Annotated in this window: 17 protein-coding genes; 5 read left to right on the plus strand and 12 right to left on the minus strand. The window is 69.8% G+C overall.

Annotated elements, in window-relative coordinates:
* Nucleotides 1-40 precede the first annotated feature (40 nt).
* Genes whiA through uvrC form a run of 4 tightly spaced genes read right to left on the minus strand, consistent with a single transcriptional unit; the run spans nucleotide 41 to nucleotide 4879 of the window.
* Entirely contained in the window at nucleotides 41-1030 is a 990-nt protein-coding gene (gene whiA, locus ACZ5ZX_RS19590) for a DNA-binding protein WhiA (protein WP_044850376.1), read from the minus strand.
* Between the two features lie 18 nt (nucleotides 1031-1048).
* Entirely contained in the window at nucleotides 1049-2026 is a 978-nt protein-coding gene (locus ACZ5ZX_RS19595) for a gluconeogenesis factor YvcK family protein (protein WP_465503424.1), read from the minus strand.
* Nucleotides 2013-2870 carry an RNase adapter RapZ gene (gene rapZ / locus ACZ5ZX_RS19600; RefSeq protein WP_034311885.1) on the minus strand — a complete coding sequence of 286 codons (858 nt, stop codon included), beginning with the start codon at nucleotides 2868-2870 and terminating at the stop codon, nucleotides 2013-2015. The genes ACZ5ZX_RS19595 and rapZ overlap by 14 nt, the downstream gene beginning before the upstream one ends.
* Before the next feature lie 50 nt (nucleotides 2871-2920).
* Nucleotides 2921-4879 (minus strand): excinuclease ABC subunit UvrC, encoded by a 1959-nt coding sequence (gene uvrC / locus ACZ5ZX_RS19605; RefSeq protein ID WP_465503425.1) that lies wholly within the window; start codon nucleotides 4877-4879, stop codon nucleotides 2921-2923.
* 239 nt (nucleotides 4880-5118) lie between these two features.
* On the opposite strand from uvrC, the gene ACZ5ZX_RS19610 reads away from it, so the two are divergent.
* Both ACZ5ZX_RS19610 and ACZ5ZX_RS19615 read left to right on the plus strand, forming a co-directional pair.
* A complete protein-coding gene (locus ACZ5ZX_RS19610; protein WP_465503426.1) occupies nucleotides 5119-5856 on the plus strand; it encodes a S1 family peptidase in 738 nt (245 codons plus the stop codon).
* 94 nt (nucleotides 5857-5950) lie between these two features.
* The gene (locus tag ACZ5ZX_RS19615) at nucleotides 5951-6730 is read left to right on the plus strand and encodes an exodeoxyribonuclease III (protein WP_465466573.1); all 780 of its coding nucleotides are present in this window, start codon (nucleotides 5951-5953) and stop codon (nucleotides 6728-6730) included.
* Nucleotides 6731-7357: 627 nt separating this feature from the next.
* Here ACZ5ZX_RS19615 and ACZ5ZX_RS19620 read toward each other — a convergent pair.
* From ACZ5ZX_RS19620 to rpe, 5 genes are all read right to left on the minus strand, one after another.
* Nucleotides 7358-7801 (minus strand): PH domain-containing protein, encoded by a 444-nt coding sequence (locus tag ACZ5ZX_RS19620; protein WP_465503427.1) that lies wholly within the window; start codon nucleotides 7799-7801, stop codon nucleotides 7358-7360.
* A 17-nt stretch (nucleotides 7802-7818) separates the two neighbouring features.
* The gene (gene ribH, locus ACZ5ZX_RS19625) at nucleotides 7819-8325 is read right to left on the minus strand and encodes a 6,7-dimethyl-8-ribityllumazine synthase (RefSeq protein ID WP_037343973.1); all 507 of its coding nucleotides are present in this window, start codon (nucleotides 8323-8325) and stop codon (nucleotides 7819-7821) included.
* Nucleotides 8322-9596 carry a bifunctional 3,4-dihydroxy-2-butanone-4-phosphate synthase/GTP cyclohydrolase II gene (locus ACZ5ZX_RS19630; protein WP_177242276.1) on the minus strand — a complete coding sequence of 425 codons (1275 nt, stop codon included), beginning with the start codon at nucleotides 9594-9596 and terminating at the stop codon, nucleotides 8322-8324. Before ACZ5ZX_RS19630 ends, ribH begins: the two co-directional genes overlap by 4 nt.
* A gap of 53 nt (nucleotides 9597-9649) precedes the next feature.
* The gene (locus ACZ5ZX_RS19635; protein ID WP_037320883.1) at nucleotides 9650-10273 is read right to left on the minus strand and encodes a riboflavin synthase; all 624 of its coding nucleotides are present in this window, start codon (nucleotides 10271-10273) and stop codon (nucleotides 9650-9652) included.
* Nucleotides 10274-10384: 111 nt separating this feature from the next.
* Nucleotides 10385-11053 (minus strand): ribulose-phosphate 3-epimerase, encoded by a 669-nt coding sequence (gene rpe / locus ACZ5ZX_RS19640; RefSeq protein WP_061980667.1) that lies wholly within the window; start codon nucleotides 11051-11053, stop codon nucleotides 10385-10387.
* Nucleotides 11054-11198: 145 nt separating this feature from the next.
* On the opposite strand from rpe, the gene ACZ5ZX_RS19645 reads away from it, so the two are divergent.
* From ACZ5ZX_RS19645 to ACZ5ZX_RS19655, 3 genes are all read left to right on the plus strand, one after another.
* On the plus strand, nucleotides 11199-12434 hold the full coding sequence (locus ACZ5ZX_RS19645; RefSeq protein WP_465503428.1) for a sensor histidine kinase: 1236 nt from the start codon (nucleotides 11199-11201) through the stop codon (nucleotides 12432-12434).
* Entirely contained in the window at nucleotides 12431-13090 is a 660-nt protein-coding gene (locus ACZ5ZX_RS19650; RefSeq protein WP_465503429.1) for a response regulator transcription factor, read from the plus strand. Before ACZ5ZX_RS19645 ends, ACZ5ZX_RS19650 begins: the two co-directional genes overlap by 4 nt.
* A gap of 336 nt (nucleotides 13091-13426) precedes the next feature.
* A complete protein-coding gene (locus ACZ5ZX_RS19655) occupies nucleotides 13427-14542 on the plus strand; it encodes a serine hydrolase domain-containing protein (protein ID WP_465503430.1) in 1116 nt (371 codons plus the stop codon).
* Here ACZ5ZX_RS19655 and ACZ5ZX_RS19660 read toward each other — a convergent pair.
* The 3 genes from ACZ5ZX_RS19660 to fmt are packed head-to-tail and all read right to left on the minus strand — an operon-like array spanning nucleotide 14539 to nucleotide 17401.
* The gene (locus ACZ5ZX_RS19660; RefSeq protein WP_465503431.1) at nucleotides 14539-15045 is read right to left on the minus strand and encodes a flavoprotein; all 507 of its coding nucleotides are present in this window, start codon (nucleotides 15043-15045) and stop codon (nucleotides 14539-14541) included. The two genes, ACZ5ZX_RS19655 and ACZ5ZX_RS19660, sit on opposite strands and share 4 nt — an antisense overlap.
* Nucleotides 15042-16478: an RsmB/NOP family class I SAM-dependent RNA methyltransferase gene (locus ACZ5ZX_RS19665; RefSeq protein WP_465503432.1), complete on the minus strand. Its 1437-nt coding sequence runs from the start codon at nucleotides 16476-16478 to the stop codon at nucleotides 15042-15044. Before ACZ5ZX_RS19665 ends, ACZ5ZX_RS19660 begins: the two co-directional genes overlap by 4 nt.
* The gene (gene fmt / locus ACZ5ZX_RS19670; RefSeq protein WP_465503433.1) at nucleotides 16475-17401 is read right to left on the minus strand and encodes a methionyl-tRNA formyltransferase; all 927 of its coding nucleotides are present in this window, start codon (nucleotides 17399-17401) and stop codon (nucleotides 16475-16477) included. The genes ACZ5ZX_RS19665 and fmt overlap by 4 nt, the downstream gene beginning before the upstream one ends.
* Nucleotides 17402-17408 lie beyond the last annotated feature (7 nt).

Below are 17408 nucleotides of genomic sequence, written 5' to 3' on the forward strand. Positions count from 1 at the left end.
GCGGCCGGTACACGCATTCAGAGGACTAAACGCGGGGTGCTCAGGCCTCGTCCTCTTCCAGCATGTCCGGGGTCACGGCGGATTCGGTGTCCGGGATGCCCTGTTCCTTCGCCTTCTTGTCGGCCATCGCCAGCAGGCGGCGGATCCGGCCGGCGACGGCGTCCTTGGTCATCTGCGGGTCGGACAGCTGGCCGAGTTCCTCAAGCGAGGCCTGCCGGTTCGACAGCCGCAGTTTGCCCGCGGCGAGCAGGTGATCCGGCGCGGAGTCGCCCAGGATGTCCAGTGCCCGCTCGACCCTGGCCGCCGCCGCGACGGCCGCGCGGGCCGAGCGCCGGAGGTTGGCGTCGTCGAAGTTCGCGAGCCGGTTCGCGGTGGCGCGCACCTCGCGGCGCATCCGCCGCTCTTCCCACGCGAGCACACTCGTGTGCGCGCCGAGCCGGGTCAGCAGGGCACCGATGGCGTCGCCGTCGCGCACCACGACCCTGTCCGCTCCGCGCACCTCACGCGATTTGGCCTGGATGCCCATCCGGCGGGCGGCGCCGACGAGCGCCAGCGCGGCCTCCGGGCCCGGGCAGGTGACTTCGAGCGACGACGAGCGGCCGGGTTCGGTGAGCGAACCGTGCGCCAGGAACGCGCCGCGCCAGGCGGCTTCGGCGTCGGCGACCCCGCCGGACACGACGGCGGCGGGCAGCCCGCGCACCGGACGGCCCCGCTGGTCGATCAGACCGGTCTGCCGGGCGAGGCCCTCACCGTCCTTGACCACCCGGACGACGTACCGCGTGCCCTTGCGCAAGCCGCTGGAGGAGATGACGTGGACGTCGGACTGATGTCCGTACAGTTCGTGGATCTCCTTGCGCAGCCGCCTCGCCACCGAACCGGTGTCCAGTTCGGCCTCCACCACGACGCGGCCGGCCACGATATGCAGCCCGCCCGCGAATCGCAGCATCGACGCGACCTCCGCGCGGCGTGGGCCGATCTTGGTGATCTCCAGCCGGCTCAGCTCGTCCTTCACGGCGGCGGTCATCGCCATCGCTGCCCCTCCATACCTTCAGCTCCTCCCCCGGTGAGACTCCAGAGCGTCTCGCATACAGCCCGCGAGCGCATCAGGATCATGCCGCCCCGTCACGACCGGGTCAGCCACCGCCCCCAGCAACGCCCGTGCGCCGAGTCTCTCGGCCGCTTCCCGTAACCGGGCTGGTGAGGGCACCGAGTCACGGTCCGCGATGACCGCGTCCACGCGCAATTCCGGGGCGTGTTCGTAGAGCACGTCCAGATGCTTCTCCGGAGAGAAGCCCGCTGTCTCCCCCGGTTGGGGGATCAGATTGAGAATGACCACCTTCGTGGCCTTCGTCCGGACCAGCGCGTCGTGCAGGTCCGGGACCAGCAGATGCGGGAGCACGCTGGTGAACCACGACCCCGGGCCGAGGAACACCACGTCCGCGCCGAGTACCGCTTCGATCGCCTCCGCGCAGCCCCGCGGCGGCCTGTCGGCCCGTCCCGTCGGATGCAGGCTGATCCGGTGCACCTGACCGGGTGTGGTCGCCACCGCCACCTGACCGCGGATCCGCCTGAGCGCTTCGGGATTCTCGGCGTCCAGCCCCGAAACCTCACCTTGGATTTCCAGCGGTTCGGGTGACATCGGCAGGACCCGGCCGGAGATGCCCATGAGCCTGCTCGCCTCGTCGAGGGCGGCGACCGGATCGCCGAGCACCTCGAACAGCCCGGCCAGCAACAGGTTCCCGACCGCGTGCCCGGCGAGCGCGCCGTCACCGCCGAAGCGGTGCTGGAACACCTCCGCCCACAAGGTCCCGCCGTCTTCGGCGGCGAACGCGGCGAAGGCCTGCCGCAGGTCGCCCGGCGGCAGCAGCCCCAGTTCGCGGCGGAGCCTGCCGGACGAGCCCCCGTCGTCGGCGACGGTGACCACGGCGGTGACCTGCGAGGTCACCCGGCGCAACGCGGTGAGGGTGGCGTGCAGGCCGTGCCCGCCACCCAAGGCGACCGCGCGCGGTGCGCTACTCGCGGCCAAGGTCGCGGTGCACCACCTTCACGGCCATACCGTCCTCATTGGACAGACGCTGGGCGAGTTCCTCGGAAATGGCGACACTGCGGTGCTTCCCGCCCGTGCAGCCGACGGCCAGCGTCAGGTACCGCTTGCCCTCGCGCTTGTAACCGGCGCCGATCAGGCGCAGCAGCTGGTGATAGCGGTCCAGGAATTCGTCCGCGCCTTCCTGGCTGAGCACGTAGTTGCGGACCTCGCCCTCGAGGCCGGTGTGATCGCGCAGCTCCGGGATCCAGAAGGGGTTCGGCAGGAACCGGACGTCCATCACCAGGTCCGCGTCCATCGGCAGGCCGTACTTGTAGCCGAAGGACAGCACGGTGACGCGGGTCTGCGTGCTCGCCTCGGAACCGAACGCGTCCTCGATCTTGGCGCGCAGGTCGTGCACCGAAAGCGACGACGTGTCGAGCACGAGGTCGGCTTCTTCCCGCAGCGGCTCCAGGAGCGTGCGCTCCGCGGTGATGCCGTCGGCGAGCCTGCCGTCCCCCTGCATCGGGTGTCCGCGGCGGACGGCCTCGAACCGGCGCACCAGCACCGCGTCGGTGGCCTCCAGGAACAGCACGCGGGGCTTGTAGCCGCGGGCGTCGAGGTCCTTGATGACCGACGCCAGGTCGTCGGTGAACGCGCGCGACCGCACGTCCATCACGACGGCGACCTTGGTGATCGCACCCCGCGCCTGCGCGCCGAGTTCGACCATGGTGGCGATCAGCTCGGGCGGCAGGTTGTCCACCACGAACCAGCCGAGGTCCTCCAGGCATTTCGCGGCGGTACTGCGGCCCGCCCCGGACAACCCGGAGACGACCGCGACCTCCATCCCGGAACCGCGGCCTTCTTCTTGCGCACTCACGATGGTCCTTTCCCCGATCACGTCGTACCTGACTCCCCCGTCGTCGCGGGCTCCCCTGCGAGCGCCGCGACGACCGCTTCCGCGGTGCGCCTGCCGAAACCGGGCACCGCCTCGATCTCCTCGATCCGTGCTTCGCGGAGTTTCTTCACCGAACCGAAATGCTTGATCAGCGCGGTACGGCGAGCCTGCCCCAATCCCGGCACACCGTCCAATGCGGACACCTGCAATCGCTTGGACCGCTTCTCCCGGTGGTAGCGGATGGCGAAGCGGTGTGCCTCGTCGCGCAGCCGCTGCAGCAGATACAGCGCGTCGGAGGTGCGTGGCAGGATCACCGGATCGGGATCACCGGGCAGCCACACCTCTTCCAGCCGCTTCGCCAGGCCGACCACGGCGATGTCGGTGATGCCCAGTTCGGAGAGGACGTCCGCGGCGGCGGTGGCCTGCGGGCCCGCGCCGTCGACGACGAGCAGGTTCGGCGCGTAGGCGAACTTGCGCGGTTTGCCGGTCTCCGGGTCGATGCCGGGCCGGTCCGGATCGACGGCGGCGCCCTCGGCGTTTTCCTTGAGATAACGGTAAAAACGGCGGCGGACGACCTCGGCGATCGAAGCGACGTCGCCTTCCTCGGCGGCCTCGCGCAGTGCGAACCGCCGGTATTCGGACTTGCGCGGGATGCCGTCCTCGAACACCACGAGCGACGCGACCACGTCACTGCCCTGGATATGGCTGATGTCGACGCATTCGATGCGCAGCGGCGCCGTCTCCAGCGCCAGGTAGTCCTGCAGTTCCGCGAGCGCGGCCGACCGCGCGGTGAGATCGCCCGCCCGGCGCAGTTTGTGCTGGGTGAACGCCTCGCCGGCGTTGCGGGTCACCGTCTCCGCCAGCGCGCGTTTGTCGCCGCGCTGCGGCACCCGCAGGCTCACCCGCGAACCGCGCAGCCCGGAAAGCCATTCGCCGAGCGCCTCGGCGTCGGCGGGGAGTTCGGGGACGAGCACCTCGCGCGGTACCGGCGGGCCGCCGTCGGGATCGTCGGCGCGTTCGGCCTGTTCGCCGTAGAACTGCGTGAGGAAGTGGTCGACGAGGTCCTTGACGTCCATCTCCTCGGCCTTGTCGATCACCCAGCCGCGCTGACCCCGGACGCGGCCGCCGCGGACGTGGAAGACCTGGACCGCGGCCTCGAGTTCGTCGTGGGCGAAGGCGACGACGTCGGCGTCCGTGCCGTCGCCGAGCACCACCGCCTGCTTCTCCATCGCCCGCCGCAGCGCGCCGAGGTCGTCGCGCAGCCGGGCCGCGCGCTCGAACTCCAGCTCCTCGGACGCGGCCGCCATTTCCTGTTCCAGGCGGCGGATCATCGCGTCGGTGCGGCCGGCGAGGAAGTCGCAGAAGTCCTCGACGATGTCGCGATGCTCGTCGGCGGACACCTTGCCGACGCACGGCGCCGAGCATTTGCCGATGTAGCCGAGGAGGCAGGGCCTGCCGATCTGGCCGTGCCGTTTGAAGACCCCGGCCGAGCAGGTGCGTGCCGGGAAGACCCGGAGCAGCAGGTCGAGCGTCTCGCGGATGGCCCAAGCGTGCGCGTACGGCCCGAAGTACCGGACGCCCTTCTTGCGCGCGCCGCGGTAGACGTGCAGGCGCGGGAACTCCTCGTTCATCGTGACGGCGAGGACGGGGTAGCTCTTGTCGTCGCGGTAGCGGACGTTGAACCGCGGGTCGAACTCCTTGATCCAGTTGTACTCCAGCTGGAGCGCCTCGACCTCGGTGCTCACCACGGTCCACTCGACGCTCGCCGCCGTCGTCACCATCTGGCGCGTGCGCGGATGCAAGCCGGTGATGTCGGCGAAGTAGGAGTTCAGCCGGCTGCGGAGGCTTTTCGCCTTGCCGACGTAGATGACCCTCTTCGTGGCGTCACGGAATTTGTACACGCCAGGGGCGTCCGGGATGCTCCCCGGCGAGGGACGGTAGGTGGTCGGGTCAGCCACGTCGCCAAGCCTATGGGGCCCCACCGACAGTCTTACGAGCCCCCAGGGTCTAGCGCTCATTCGGGTGGCACGTACCACGATGCGGGCCGCTTTTCACTACGTATACCGACCTAAGTCGGATATTCGATCGGACCAGACGTTCGTTGGTTCCTAGCGGGTGAATCGGGTGATTACTTTCCGTCCCAGAGCCACTTCACTCGGTTCTTCGTCCTCATGACGCTCGAAAGGACTCCTGCACCGTGAGCCGTCTTCGTACACTGGGCGCCGCCACCCTCGCCGCCGCAGCCCTCACCATGACCGCCGGCGCGGTCGCCTCCGCGGGCACCCCGACCGGGGTCCAGCCCAACATCGTGGGCGGCGGCACCGCCCCCACCGTGAGCTGGGGCGCCCAGGTCTACGTCAACACCCCCGGCCGTCAGTGGGACGGCTTCAACTGCTCCGGCAGCGTCATCGCCCAGCGCTGGGTCCTGACCGCCAAGCACTGCCTGGACTCCGACGGCACCGGCATGCGGGTCCGCGTCGGCAGCAACCAGCTGCAGGGCGGCCGCGAGATCGCCGTCGACCGCAAGGTGTCCTCGCCCGCCGGCTCCGACATCTCGCTGCTGCACCTGGCCTCCGACGCCGGTGTCACGCCGATCGCCCTTGCCAGCTCGAACCCGTCGGTCGGCAGCACCAACCAGCTCTACGGCTGGGGCCGGGAGACTCCGACCGGCCCGCCCGCCTCGGCGCTGAAGGTGGCCAACGTCCGCGTCACCGGCAGCTCGACCGACGCCTACGGCGGCCCGGCCATCCAGAGCGTCGGCATCGACGGTTCGGCCTGGAAGGGCGACTCGGGCGGCCCTCAGGTCTCCAACGGCGTCCAGGTCGGTGTCGCTTCGACCGTGCAGAACCAGAGCGGCTCGAACGTCCGCGGCACCAACAACTACGGCAGCGTCGCTTCGGCCCGCTCCTGGATCCGCTCGACCACCGGGGTCTGACCTCTACCCCGGCCGGCCCCTGTCGCGACGTGACCCGTCGCGGCAGGGGCCCTTTCGCATCGTCGTGTCGGTGCGGTGTGGGACGCTCGCGGGCATGCGGATCGCGACCTGGAACGTGAACTCGATCGGGCCCCGGCTGCCGAGGGTCCTTGACTGGCTGGGCTCGGTGCAACCGGATGTGCTGTGCCTGCAGGAACTCAAATCCGGCACCGACGCCTTCCCGGTCGACGCGGTGCGGGAACTGGGCTACGAGACGGCCGCGTACGGCATCGGCCGCTGGAACGGCGTCGCCATCGTGTCGAGGGTGGGGCTGGAGGACGTCACGCGGGGGCTGACCGGCGAGCCCACCTTCGAGGACAAGACCGACGCGCGGGCGATCGGCGCCACCTGCGGCGGGCTCCGGCTGTGGTCGGTGTACGTGCCGAACGGCCGCGAGCTGGGGAACCCGCACTACGACTACAAACTGGCCTGGCTCTCGGCGCTGGAAGCGACCGTGCGCGAGGAGCAGGCGCGCGGGCTGCCGTTCGCGGTGCTCGGCGACTTCAACATCGCGCCGACCGACGCGGACGTGTGGGACATCGCCCTGTTCGCCGAGTCGACGCACGTGACCGAGCCGGAGCGGAAGGCATTGGCGGCGCTGCGGGACCTCGGGCTGTCCGACGTGTTCCCGCGGCCGCTGAAGTACGACCACCCGTTCACCTACTGGGACTACCGGGCCGGGAACTTCCCGAACAACAAGGGAATGCGGATCGACCTCGTTTACGCCGACGCCGTGGTGGCGGGCGCGGTCACCGATTCCTATGTGGACCGTGAGGCGCGGAAGGGGAAGGGCCCTTCGGACCACGCGCCGATCGTGGTGGATCTGTCGCTTTGAGGGGTCGCTGATCGGTGAAGGCTGGTCGGTGAAGGCCCCCCCCCGAACGCTATGAAAGGTCCTTTCCTTGCAAATTTTGCAAGGAAAGGACCTTTCATAGCGGCAGGGGTCCAGACGAGCGGTGAGTCGTGGGTGCAGGTGGCCGTGAGTGGCGAGTGTCGTTGCCCGGTCCGTGAAGGTCTCGATGCTCGCCGCATGTGGCACACCAGCATCAGTAGTCACACCGGCTGCGCGTGAAGGCCCCCTTCCCTCGGCTCAGCCGAGGAAACTCGACCTTCACGCCTTGCCGAGCCCAATACTGGCTGAAACTCGTGAGTGGTGAGTGTCGTTAGAACGACACTCACGACCAGGGTCCACGGAAAGTCCCAGGGCGCCCTGGGTGACGTGTGGTCGGTACAGAGCCGGCGGCGGGCGCTGACCCGTGAGAGGCATGACCAAGGCCGCGACCGGCGCGCTCGCCGTACCCAGGCGACTCACTTGCGCCCGTCTTCACGAGCCGTCATCCGAACTTCGGTCCAACCGAGAAGCACCCACGAACCAGGTAACCCATGTTATGAACGGGACTTTCATTACAAATTTTGCAATGAAAGTCCCGTTCATAACACTTCGCCGCCGAGAAAGAGCGCGTCAGCCGTTCCAGGCCGCCTTGTGCAGCCGCCGCAGCGCCCGCACCGCGGCCACCGCCCGTTCCCGGTCGACGGCCTGCACGGCCATGACCGAGTAGTACTCGTCGTCCGGCAGCTCCAGCCGCGCCCACGACGCGCCGTCCGGGAAGCTCACCGAAAGCACCTCCGACCACGCGAACCGCTTGGTCATCAGCACGTTCCGGACCTCGATGCCGTCGGCGTCGGCCTTCACGCGCGCCATCGCGAACAGCATCGTGCCCGCCGCGAGCAGGACGCCGATGCCGATCATCGCCACCTGGTCGGACGGCTGGAAGATCACGCCGGTGTCCGAGCCGCGCAGCAGGACCGCGACGACCACGAACGTCGCCAGCAGGATCGCCGCCAGCACCGAGCACATCACCAGGGCACGGCGGGGCCGCACCACCACGATCTCGGGCTCTGTCATCACATCCGCCTCGACGCTCACACGAAGCCCCGCTCGGTCCACGGCTGGCGCAGGTTCCGCAGCGCGTGCGCGGCGTCCAGCGCGGCGACGGTCGCTTCGTAACCCTTGTCCTCGACGGAGCCCGGCAGACCGGACCGGTCGAGGGCCTGCTGTTCGGTGTCGCAGGTGAGCACGCCGTTGCCGACCGGGGTGCTCTCGTCGAGCGCCACCCTGGTCAGGCCCGCGGTGACCGCGTCGCAGACGTACTCGAAATGCGGTGTCCCGCCCCGGATGACCACGCCCAGCGCGACGACCGCGTCGTGTGTACGGGCCAGTGCCTGCGCGGCGACGGGCAGTTCGACGGCGCCCGCGACGCGCACGACCGTCGGCTCTTCCTCCAGGTCGGCGGCCTTGGCCGCCTCCAGCGCACGGTCGAGCAGGGCGCTCGTGATCTTCGTGTGCCAGCGCGTGGCCACGATCCCGAGCCGGATGTTCTTACAGTCGGACAGGTCGAGTTCGACGTCCGGACGGCCCTCGCCGCTCACCGCGTGCCACCTCCGTTGCCCTGGTCGACCTCGGCGCCGACCTGGTCGAAATGCTCCAGCTGGGACAGGTCGTGCCCCATCCGGTCCCGTTTGGTCTTGAGGTAGCGCAGATTTTCCGGGTTCGGCGAGATCGGCAGCGACACCCGGCCGCTGACCCGCAGACCGTAGCCCTCCAGCCCGACGCGTTTGGCCGGGTTGTTCGTCAACAGCCGCATCGAGCGGACGCCGAGATCGCACAGGATCTGCGCGCCGGTGCCGTAGTCCCGCGCGTCGGCGGGGACGCCGAGCTGCAGGTTCGCGTCGACGGTGTCCGCGCCGGCGTCCTGCAGCTGGTAGGCCTGCAGTTTGTGCAGCAGCCCGATCCCCCGGCCCTCGTGGCCGCGGATGTAGAGCACGACGCCGCGGCCTTCCTTGGCCACCGCCTCCAGTGCCGCCTCCAGCTGCGGACCGCAGTCGCAGCGAAGCGAGCCGAAGACGTCGCCGGTGAGGCATTCGGAGTGCACGCGCACGAGGATGTCCTCGCCGTCGCCGATCTCGCCGTAGACGAAGGCGATGTGCTCGATGCCGTCGAGCAGGCTGTCGTACCCGACCGCGCGGAACGTGCCCGCCGACAGCGGGATCCGGGCCTCGGCGACCCGCTCGACCTGCTTCTCGGTGCGGCGGCGGTAGGCGATCAGATCGGCGATGGTGATCATCTTGAGGTCGTGATCCGCGGCGAAGACCTCGAGTTCGTCGCGGCGGGCCATGTCGCCCTCGTCCTTCTGCGACACGATCTCGCAGAGCACGCCGGACGGGGACAGCCCGGCGAGGCGGGCCAGGTCCACGGCGGCTTCGGTGTGGCCGGGGCGCCGCAGGACACCGCCCTGTTTGGCGCGCAGCGGGACCACGTGGCCGGGACGCCGGAAGTCCGACGCCTTCGACGCCGGGTCGGCGAGCAGGCGGATGGTGTGCGAGCGGTCGGCCGCGGAGATACCGGTGGTGATGCCCTCGGCGGCGTCGACCGTGACGCTGTACGCGGTGCCGCGCTGGTCCTGGTTCGTGTGGTACATCGGCGGCAGGTCGAGCCGGTCCGCCTCGGCCTCGGTCAGCGCCACGCAGACGTAACCCGAGGTGTAGCGCACCATGAAGGCCATCAGTTCCGGCGTGGTCTTCTCCGCCGCGAAGATCAGGTCGCCCTCGTTCTCGCGGTCCTCGTCGTCCACCACGACGACCGGGCGGCCCGCCTTGATATCGGCGATCGCCGCCTCGATGGCATTGGCGTTCACTGCCACCCCGCCTCCACAGGGGGTCAGATCCGCCGACCCCGGAATCGCACTCGTCTCACTCACGCCCGCTCCTCCGCGCCACCATTGTCCCCCTGCGTACGCAGGTGCGGCATGGCCAGCTTCTCGACGTACTTGGCGACCACGTCGACCTCGAGGTTCACCAGGTCACCCGGCTGATTACGGCCGAGGGTGGTCAGTTCGAGGGTGGTCGGGATCAGGGCGACGGAGAACTCCTCGTCGGTCACCGAAGCGACCGTGAGGGAGACGCCGTCGACCGCGATCGATCCCTTCTCGACCACGTAGCGTGACAGTTTCCCTGGCAGGGCGAACGTGGTGAGCCCTTGCTCGTCCCGCTTGAGATAAACGCCGGTGCCGTCAACGTGGCCCTGCATGATGTGCCCGCCGAGCCTGCCGCCCGCCGGCGTCGCGCGTTCCAGGTTCACGACGTCGCCGACGTTCACCTTCGCGAGGCTGGAGCGCTGCAGGGTTTCGTGCACGACGTCGACGGTAAACTCACCGCCCGCCACCGCGACCACGGTGAGGCACACGCCACTCACCGCGATCGAGTCGCCGTGACCGGCGTCGCTGGTCACCAGCGGCCCCCGCACGGTCAGCCGCGCGGCATTCGGTACCTGCTCGACCGCGGTGACCTCGCCGAGTTCCTCGACAATGCCGGTGAACACTCCTGCTGCCCTCCTCCTGGTCGCACCGCCGCTGAGAACGGTGCTCCCTTCATCCAACACCCATCCGGTCCGATTCCTTCTCCTGACCCGACGGCGGATCAAGAGGCGGGATCAGCCCCGGACCCGCGCCGCCTGCTCGCGCAGCGCCGCGACCGCCTTACCAGGGTCTTCGGCGCCGTAGACGGCGGAACCGGCGACGAAGCAGTCCACACCGGCCTCGGCGGCCTGCTCGATGGTGTCGGCGTTGATCCCGCCGTCGATCTCGACGACGAGCTTGAGGTGACCGGTGTCGACCAGGCGCCGCGCGGTGCGCACCTTCTCCAGGACATCGGTGATGAACGACTGGCCGCCGAAGCCCGGCTCGACCGACATCACCAGCAGGGTGTCGTAGTGCTTGAGGGTCTCGAGGTGGTCTTCGAGCGGGGTGTTCGGCTTGATCGACAGCCCGGCCTTCGCTCCGGCGGCACGGAGGTTCTTCGCCAGCGCGACCGGGTCGTGCGCCGCCTCGACGTGCACGGTGACGTTGTAGGCGCCCGCTTCGGCGTACCCGATGGCCCACTTGTCGGGGTTCTCGATCATCAGGTGGCAGTCGATCGGCACGTCGGTGGCCTTGAGCAGCGACTTCACCACGGGAAGCCCGAGGGTCAGGTTCGGCACGAAGTGCGCGTCCATGACGTCGACGTGGACCCAGTCCGCGCGGGTTTCGCCTTCACCCGCGACGGCGCGGATCTCGTCGCCGAGCCGGGCGAAGTCCGCGGAAAGGATGCTGGGTGCGATCAAAGGTCGGTGAGCCACGCGCCCGAGTGTAGGAGGGCGCCGCTAACGTCCGCTAACCGGCTGTGACCGGCGCGCCGGTCTTGAGGATGACGCGAAATGGCACCGGGGTGGGAGGTGCGCGCACGCCCCGCCGAATAGCGTTCCCGTCATGGTCAACCCCCTCAAACCCCTGGTGCGGATCGGCAGCTATCGGAGCCTGCCGTTCGGCTTCCTCGGTATGGCGATCACGGCGATCCCGTTCCCGATCGCGCTCATCCCCGCCGTCCTCATCCCCGGCGACGTCCGGCTGAAGCTGCTCTACGGCATGCTCGCGATGGGGGTGCTGGTCGCGCTGGCGGGTTTGCCGGGACCGATGCGGCGGGTCGGTATCTGGTTCTCCAACCAGATACTGGGCACCCGGATCGCGCAGCCCTTGCCGAACACGAAGGTCGCCTGGGCGGAACGCTGGCGTTCGGCAGGCTGGCTGGTCGTGCACGCCGGACTGGGCTGGGTGCTGTTCGGCCTCGGCTGCTTCCTGTTCCTCGGCTTCGTTCTGACCCTGGTGTGGGCGGGGGGCGGCGGCAGTCCCATCGCGATCTTCGGCGAGGAGGTGACGATCGAGCCCGGCATCGCCGGAGCGTGGACGCTGCCGATCGGGTTCTTCACGCTCGTGGTGATCGCGTACGTCCTCGCCGGTTTCACCAAGCTCTTCCAGTACAGCGCGGTCGCGCTGCTGGGTCCGTCGGCCGCCGAACGCGTCGCCGCGGCCGAAATCCGGGCGAACCATTTCGAGCAGCGCAACCGGCTGGCCCGCGAACTGCACGACTCCATCGGGCACACCCTGACGACGTCGACCATCCAGGCCGCCGCGGCCGCCGAGCTGGTCGAGTCGCAACCGCAGCTGGCCCGGCAGGCGCTGGGCACCATCGAGGAGTCGTCGAGGATGGCGCTCGAAGACCTCGACCATGTGCTCGGCCTGCTGCGTGAGGACAGGTCGTCCCGCGAGCCCGAGCGACGGCTCATGGAGGCCGCGGCACTGGCCGAACGGGCACGATCCGGTGGCGCGGAGATCGACTACGAACTGACCGGTCCCGCGGCCGAACTGCCCGCGACCCTTTCCCGGGAGGCGTACCGGATCGTCCAAGAAGGACTGACGAACGCGCTGCGGCACGCCCATCCCGGTCCGGTGACGGTACGGATCGCGGTCCTCGCCGACGCGCTGCGGATCGAGATCGTGAACCCGCTCCGGGAGGCGGCGACCGACTCCGGCCGCGGCGGCAACGGACTGCCCGGTCTCACCGAACGGGTCGAGGCGCTGCGCGGCGAGCTCGTCGCGGGGCCCGCCATGGACGGGGAACCGCTGTGGCGGCTGGTGACCACCATCCCGCTACGGTCGCGCTCATGACATCGCGGGTCCTGATCGTCGACGACGAGCCCCTGCTGCGCGCCGGGCTGCGGTCGCTGCTGGACAACCAGCCCGACCTGACCGTGGTCGGCGAGGCCGGTGACGGCGGCGAGGTGGTGGACCTCGTCCGCCGGACGCGCCCCGACGTGGTCCTGATGGACGTCCGCATGCCCGGCGTCGACGGGATCGAGGCCACCCGGCGCGTGCTGGCGGAAGTGCCCGAACCGCCGAAGGTCCTCGTGATCACGACGTTCGACAACGACGACTACGTCTACGACGCGCTTCTCGCCGGGGCGAGCGGATTCCTGCTGAAGCGGGCGCGCAAGGAGGAGTTCGCGCACGCGATCCGGACCATCGCCGCCGGCGAGACGCTGCTCTTCCCCGACGCGATCCGGCGGATGGTCGCCGCGCGCCCGGCGGAATCGGGTCTCGCGCCCCGGCCGTCCTCGTTGACGAAACGGGAGACCGAGGTGCTGCGCCTCATCGCCACCGGAATGTCCAATGTGGACATCGCTGCTCACCTGGTCATAAGTCTCGAAACCGTCAAAACCCATGTGGGCAACATCTTCGGGAAACTGGGCGCGGCCAACCGCAGCCAGGCGGTGGTCTTCGCCTACGAGACCGGCATCGTCTCGCCGGGGCACAGCCTGCGCTGACGGTACCGAAGCGATCCGGTCTCGCGATCGGTCCTCTCATGGCGTTCTGGGTGCGCTCTCTCGAAGCCGACGCCCGCCGCTCATGTCGGACCCCTTCCTTAAGCTGGACGCGGTGCAGGGGCCTTCACGACAGAATGACGGCGCTCACCCCTGCGGTGGCGTGCAATGAAAGGTCCTTTCCTTGCAAATTTTGCGAGGAAAGGACCTTTCATTGCACTTCTCCCGCGGACGCGAGGTTCGCCAGAGTGCCGGTCACGCGCGTGGTGGGGTATACCCCCCTTCGACGCGGCGGCCTGCCCCATGGCCGCCCGGTTCCGGTGTCCCTAACTTTGCCTCATGCGAAAAACCTTGCCAGGCAGGAAGATCATCGCAATCGGCGCACTGATCGCGTTGCTGGGCACCACGACCGCCGCACCGGCGCTCGCCGTGACCAAGCCGCGCGACGAAGTCGACAAGGCACTGAAAACCTTGGTACAGGACGGGGTTCCCGGCGCTCAGGCGACCGTGACGAGCGCTTCCGGGCGAACGTGGTCGGAACGCGAAGGCGTCGGGAACGTCGAGACTCGGACGCCGTTCCCGCACGGCGCGAAGTTCCGGGCGGCCAGTGTCACGAAGACCTTCGTCGCCGTCGTGGTGCTGCAGCTGGTCGCCGAGGGAAAGGTCCGGCTGGACACGCCGATCGACCGGTATCTGCCGGGGCTCGTGACCGGGAACGGCAACGACGGCACGAAGATCACCGTCCGGCAGCTGCTCCAGCACACCAGCGGTCTCTACAACTACGTGCGTGACCTCGATATCGACGAGTGGCGGCATCGCGGTGCGGAGCCGGAAGAACTGGTGGCGATCGGCCTCGCGCATCCGCCGTTGTTCGCACCCGGCACGAGCTGGTCGTACTCCAACACGAACTACATCATCGCCGGAATGCTCATCGAGAAGCTCACCGGCCGCCCGGTCACCGCCGAGATCCGGAGCAGGATCACCGAACCGCTCGGGCTGCGCGACACGTATCTGCCGGTACGCGGCGACGAGCGCCTGCCGTCGCCCCATGCCAGGGGTTATGCGCCGGGGCTTGTCGACTTCACCGAATTCGACCCGTCGGCGGCCGGAGCCTCCGGCGGGCTGGTTTCGACCGGTGAAGACCTGAACCGCTTCTTCGGCGCGCTCGTCGACGGCCACCTGCTGCCGCGGGCACAGCTGGCGGAGATGCGACGGACCGTTCCGGCGCCCGTCGGTCTTCCCGGCGCGGAGTACGGACTCGGTATCGCGTCCGTGCCGCTTTCGTGCGGCGGCAGGTTCTGGGGGCACGGCGGGAACATCCGCGGTTTCGCGAACCTTTCGGGCGCTGTCCCGCACGGCAGGCGGGTGAACGTGGTCGTGAACCAGGATCCGTTGCCGGACAAGGCGTCGGACGACCTCGCGAAGGCGCTGGACACCGGATTCTGCGCCGGCTAAGGCTCCGGGAGCAGGTCCAGTACGGAGGTCCAGGGCGCTTCGGGCGTCAGCCGGGCAGTGGTGACACCCGCCGACGCGAGCGTGTCGAGATGCCGCTGCCACGCCGGATGATGCACCCGGGTGTCCTGGATCTGATAGCCGACCACGATCGAGATGCCCGGGGTGCCGAGGACGTCGCCGAGCAGGGTCAGCGCCTGGTTGTCGGCGATACCCAAGGCCAGCTTCGCCACGGAGTTCGCGGACGCGGGCGCGAACAGGAACACCGTGGGATCCGGATGCGGGCGTGGTTCGCCCGGCAGCCGGGCGGTGCTGCGGACCGGCAGCTCGGTGAGCTTCTCCAGGTCACCGAGTCCGCCGGTCTTCTCCAGCCAGCGGGCCGCGGTCGGGGTGAGCGTGATCGCGAGCTCCCAGCCGCGGTCCGCGGCCGGTTTCGCGAGCTGTGCGGCGAACCGGACGTCCAGTCCGCCGCATGAGCTCGCGACCAGGCCGAGAACCCTGCTCACCCGGCGGAATCCGGCTTCCGCAGGACAGCGCAGAACATCGCGTCGGTGCCGTGACGGTGCGGCCACAGCTGCACGTACGGGCCGTTGCCGAGCTTCGGGACGCCCGGGAAGAATTCCCGCGCGTCGACGACCTCGGCGCCCGCGCGGCGCGCGGTCTCCCCCACGACGCCTTCGGTCTCGGCCAGATGCGGCGAGCAGACGACGTAGGTGACGATGCCGCCGGGGCGGACCAGGTCCAGCGCCGCGGTGATCAGCTGGCCCTGCAGTTTCGTCAGGTCCGAGATGTCGCCGGGCTGACGGCGCCAGCGCGCTTCCGGGCGGCGGCGCAGCGAGCCGAGACCGCTGCACGGCGCGTCGACCAGGACGCGGTCGTAACCCGGTTCGAGGCCGGACTCGCGGCCGTCGGCGACGTGGACCGTCACCGGAAGGCCCTGGACGACGTTCTCGATCAGCTTCGCGCGGTGGGGCGCCTTCTCGACGGCGTCGACGGTCGCTCCGCTGATCGACGCGAGCGCGCCCAGCAGCGCGGCCTTGCCGCCGGGACCGGCGCACAGGTCCAGCCAGCGTTCGTCGGAGCCGGTGAGCGGCACCTTCGTGACGGCGACCGCGCACAGCTGGCTGCCCTCGTCCTGGACCGCGGCCAGCTTCTCCTTGATCGGCTCGATGTCGCCGGGGTCACCGGAGCCCGCGGGCATCCGGACGCCGTACGGCGAATACGGGGCGACGTCGCCGCCGGTGATGGCGGCCAGCTCGTCGGCGCTGATCTCACCGGGACGGGCGACCAGGTGCACGTCGGGCCGGTCGTCGTCGGCCTCGAGCGCCGCCTTCAGCTCGGCGCCCTTGTCCCCCAGCGCTTCCGCGAACGACCGGGCGACCCAGCGCGGGTGCGCCGTCCGCAGCGCGTACGCGCCGATGGGGTCGACGGCCTCGTCGGGGGCCAGCTGTTCGAGCCAGGCCTGTTCGTCCTTTTCGGACACCGAGCGGAGCACCGCGTTGACGAAACCCGCGATCCAGGAACCGACCTCGGCGCGGACGAGGTCCACCGTCGCGCCGACCGCGGCGTGCTCGGGGATGCGGGTGCGCAGCAGCTGGTAGGCGCCGAGCCGCAGCCCGTCCAGCACGATGGCGTCCACTTTGGCCAGAGGCCGGTCGAGACACGCCTCGATGACCGCGTCCAGCATGCCGACCGCGCGGCAGGTGCCGTAGGTCAGTTCGGTGGCCAGAGCCGCGTCACGGCCGGAGATCCGGCGGGTGCGCAACAGTTGCGGCAGCACCAAGTTCGCGTACGCGTCCTCTTCCCGGACCGCGCGCAGGACGTCGAAGGCGACCTGACGGGCGGGGTCGATCTGCGGCGGGCGGCTGGGCCCTTCCTTACGCGGGCCCGGACGGCCTCGCTCCGGCCTCGACGGCCGGCGTTCCCTACGCTCGTTCACTGCAGGCGCTCTCCTTGTTCGATCCTCGTACCGCGCGCCCAGTCGGTGGCCGCCATCCGCTTCTTCCCCTGCGCCTGCACTTCACCCAGCCGCACCGGCTTCGACGCCGTGCCGACCAGGACCCGTTTGCGTTCCACGACCAGTTCGCCCGGCGGGGGCCCCGGTTCGTCGACGACCGTCACCGGCCCGAGCTTCAGCCGCTCGCCGCGGAACTCCGCCCACGCACCCGGTTCCGGGGTGACCGCGCGGATCTGCCGGTCGACCGCGGTGGCCGGGTCGGCGAACGACACCCGCGCGTCCTCGACGGTCACCTTGGGCGCGTAGCTCACGCCGTCGCCGGTCTGCTCGACCGCGCGCAGCGAACCGTCGGCGATTCCGTCCATCGTGGACACGAGCAGCTTCGCCCCGGACTCCGCCAGCCTGCCTAAAGTTTCACCCGCGGTGTCGGTAGCGCCGATCCGCTCGGTGATCACCCCGTAGACCGGGCCCGCGTCGAGTTCCCTGACGATGCGGAACGTCGAGGCGCCGGTGATCTCGTCCCCGGCGCGGATCGCGGCCTGTACCGGCGCGGCGCCGCGCCACGCGGGCAGCAGTGAGAAGTGCAGGTTGACCCAGCCGTGCGCCGGGATGTCCAGCGCGGCCTGGGGCAGCAGCGCTCCGTACGCGACGACCGGGCACGCGTCGGGGGCGATCTCCGCGAGCCGGGCGAGGAACGCGGGATCGCTCGCCTTCGGCGGGGTCAGCACCTCGATCCCGTGCTCGTCGGCCAGCGCGCCGATCGGGGAGCGGACGACCCGGCGGCCGCGGCCTGCCTGCGCGTCCGGACGGGTCACGACGGCGACGACCTCGTGCTGATCGGACGCGAGAAGCGCGCGCAGCGACGGGACGGCGGGTTCGGGGGTACCGGCGAAGACGAGGCGCATCAACGCA

This window comes from Amycolatopsis sp. NPDC033938 (genome assembly GCF_055575975.1).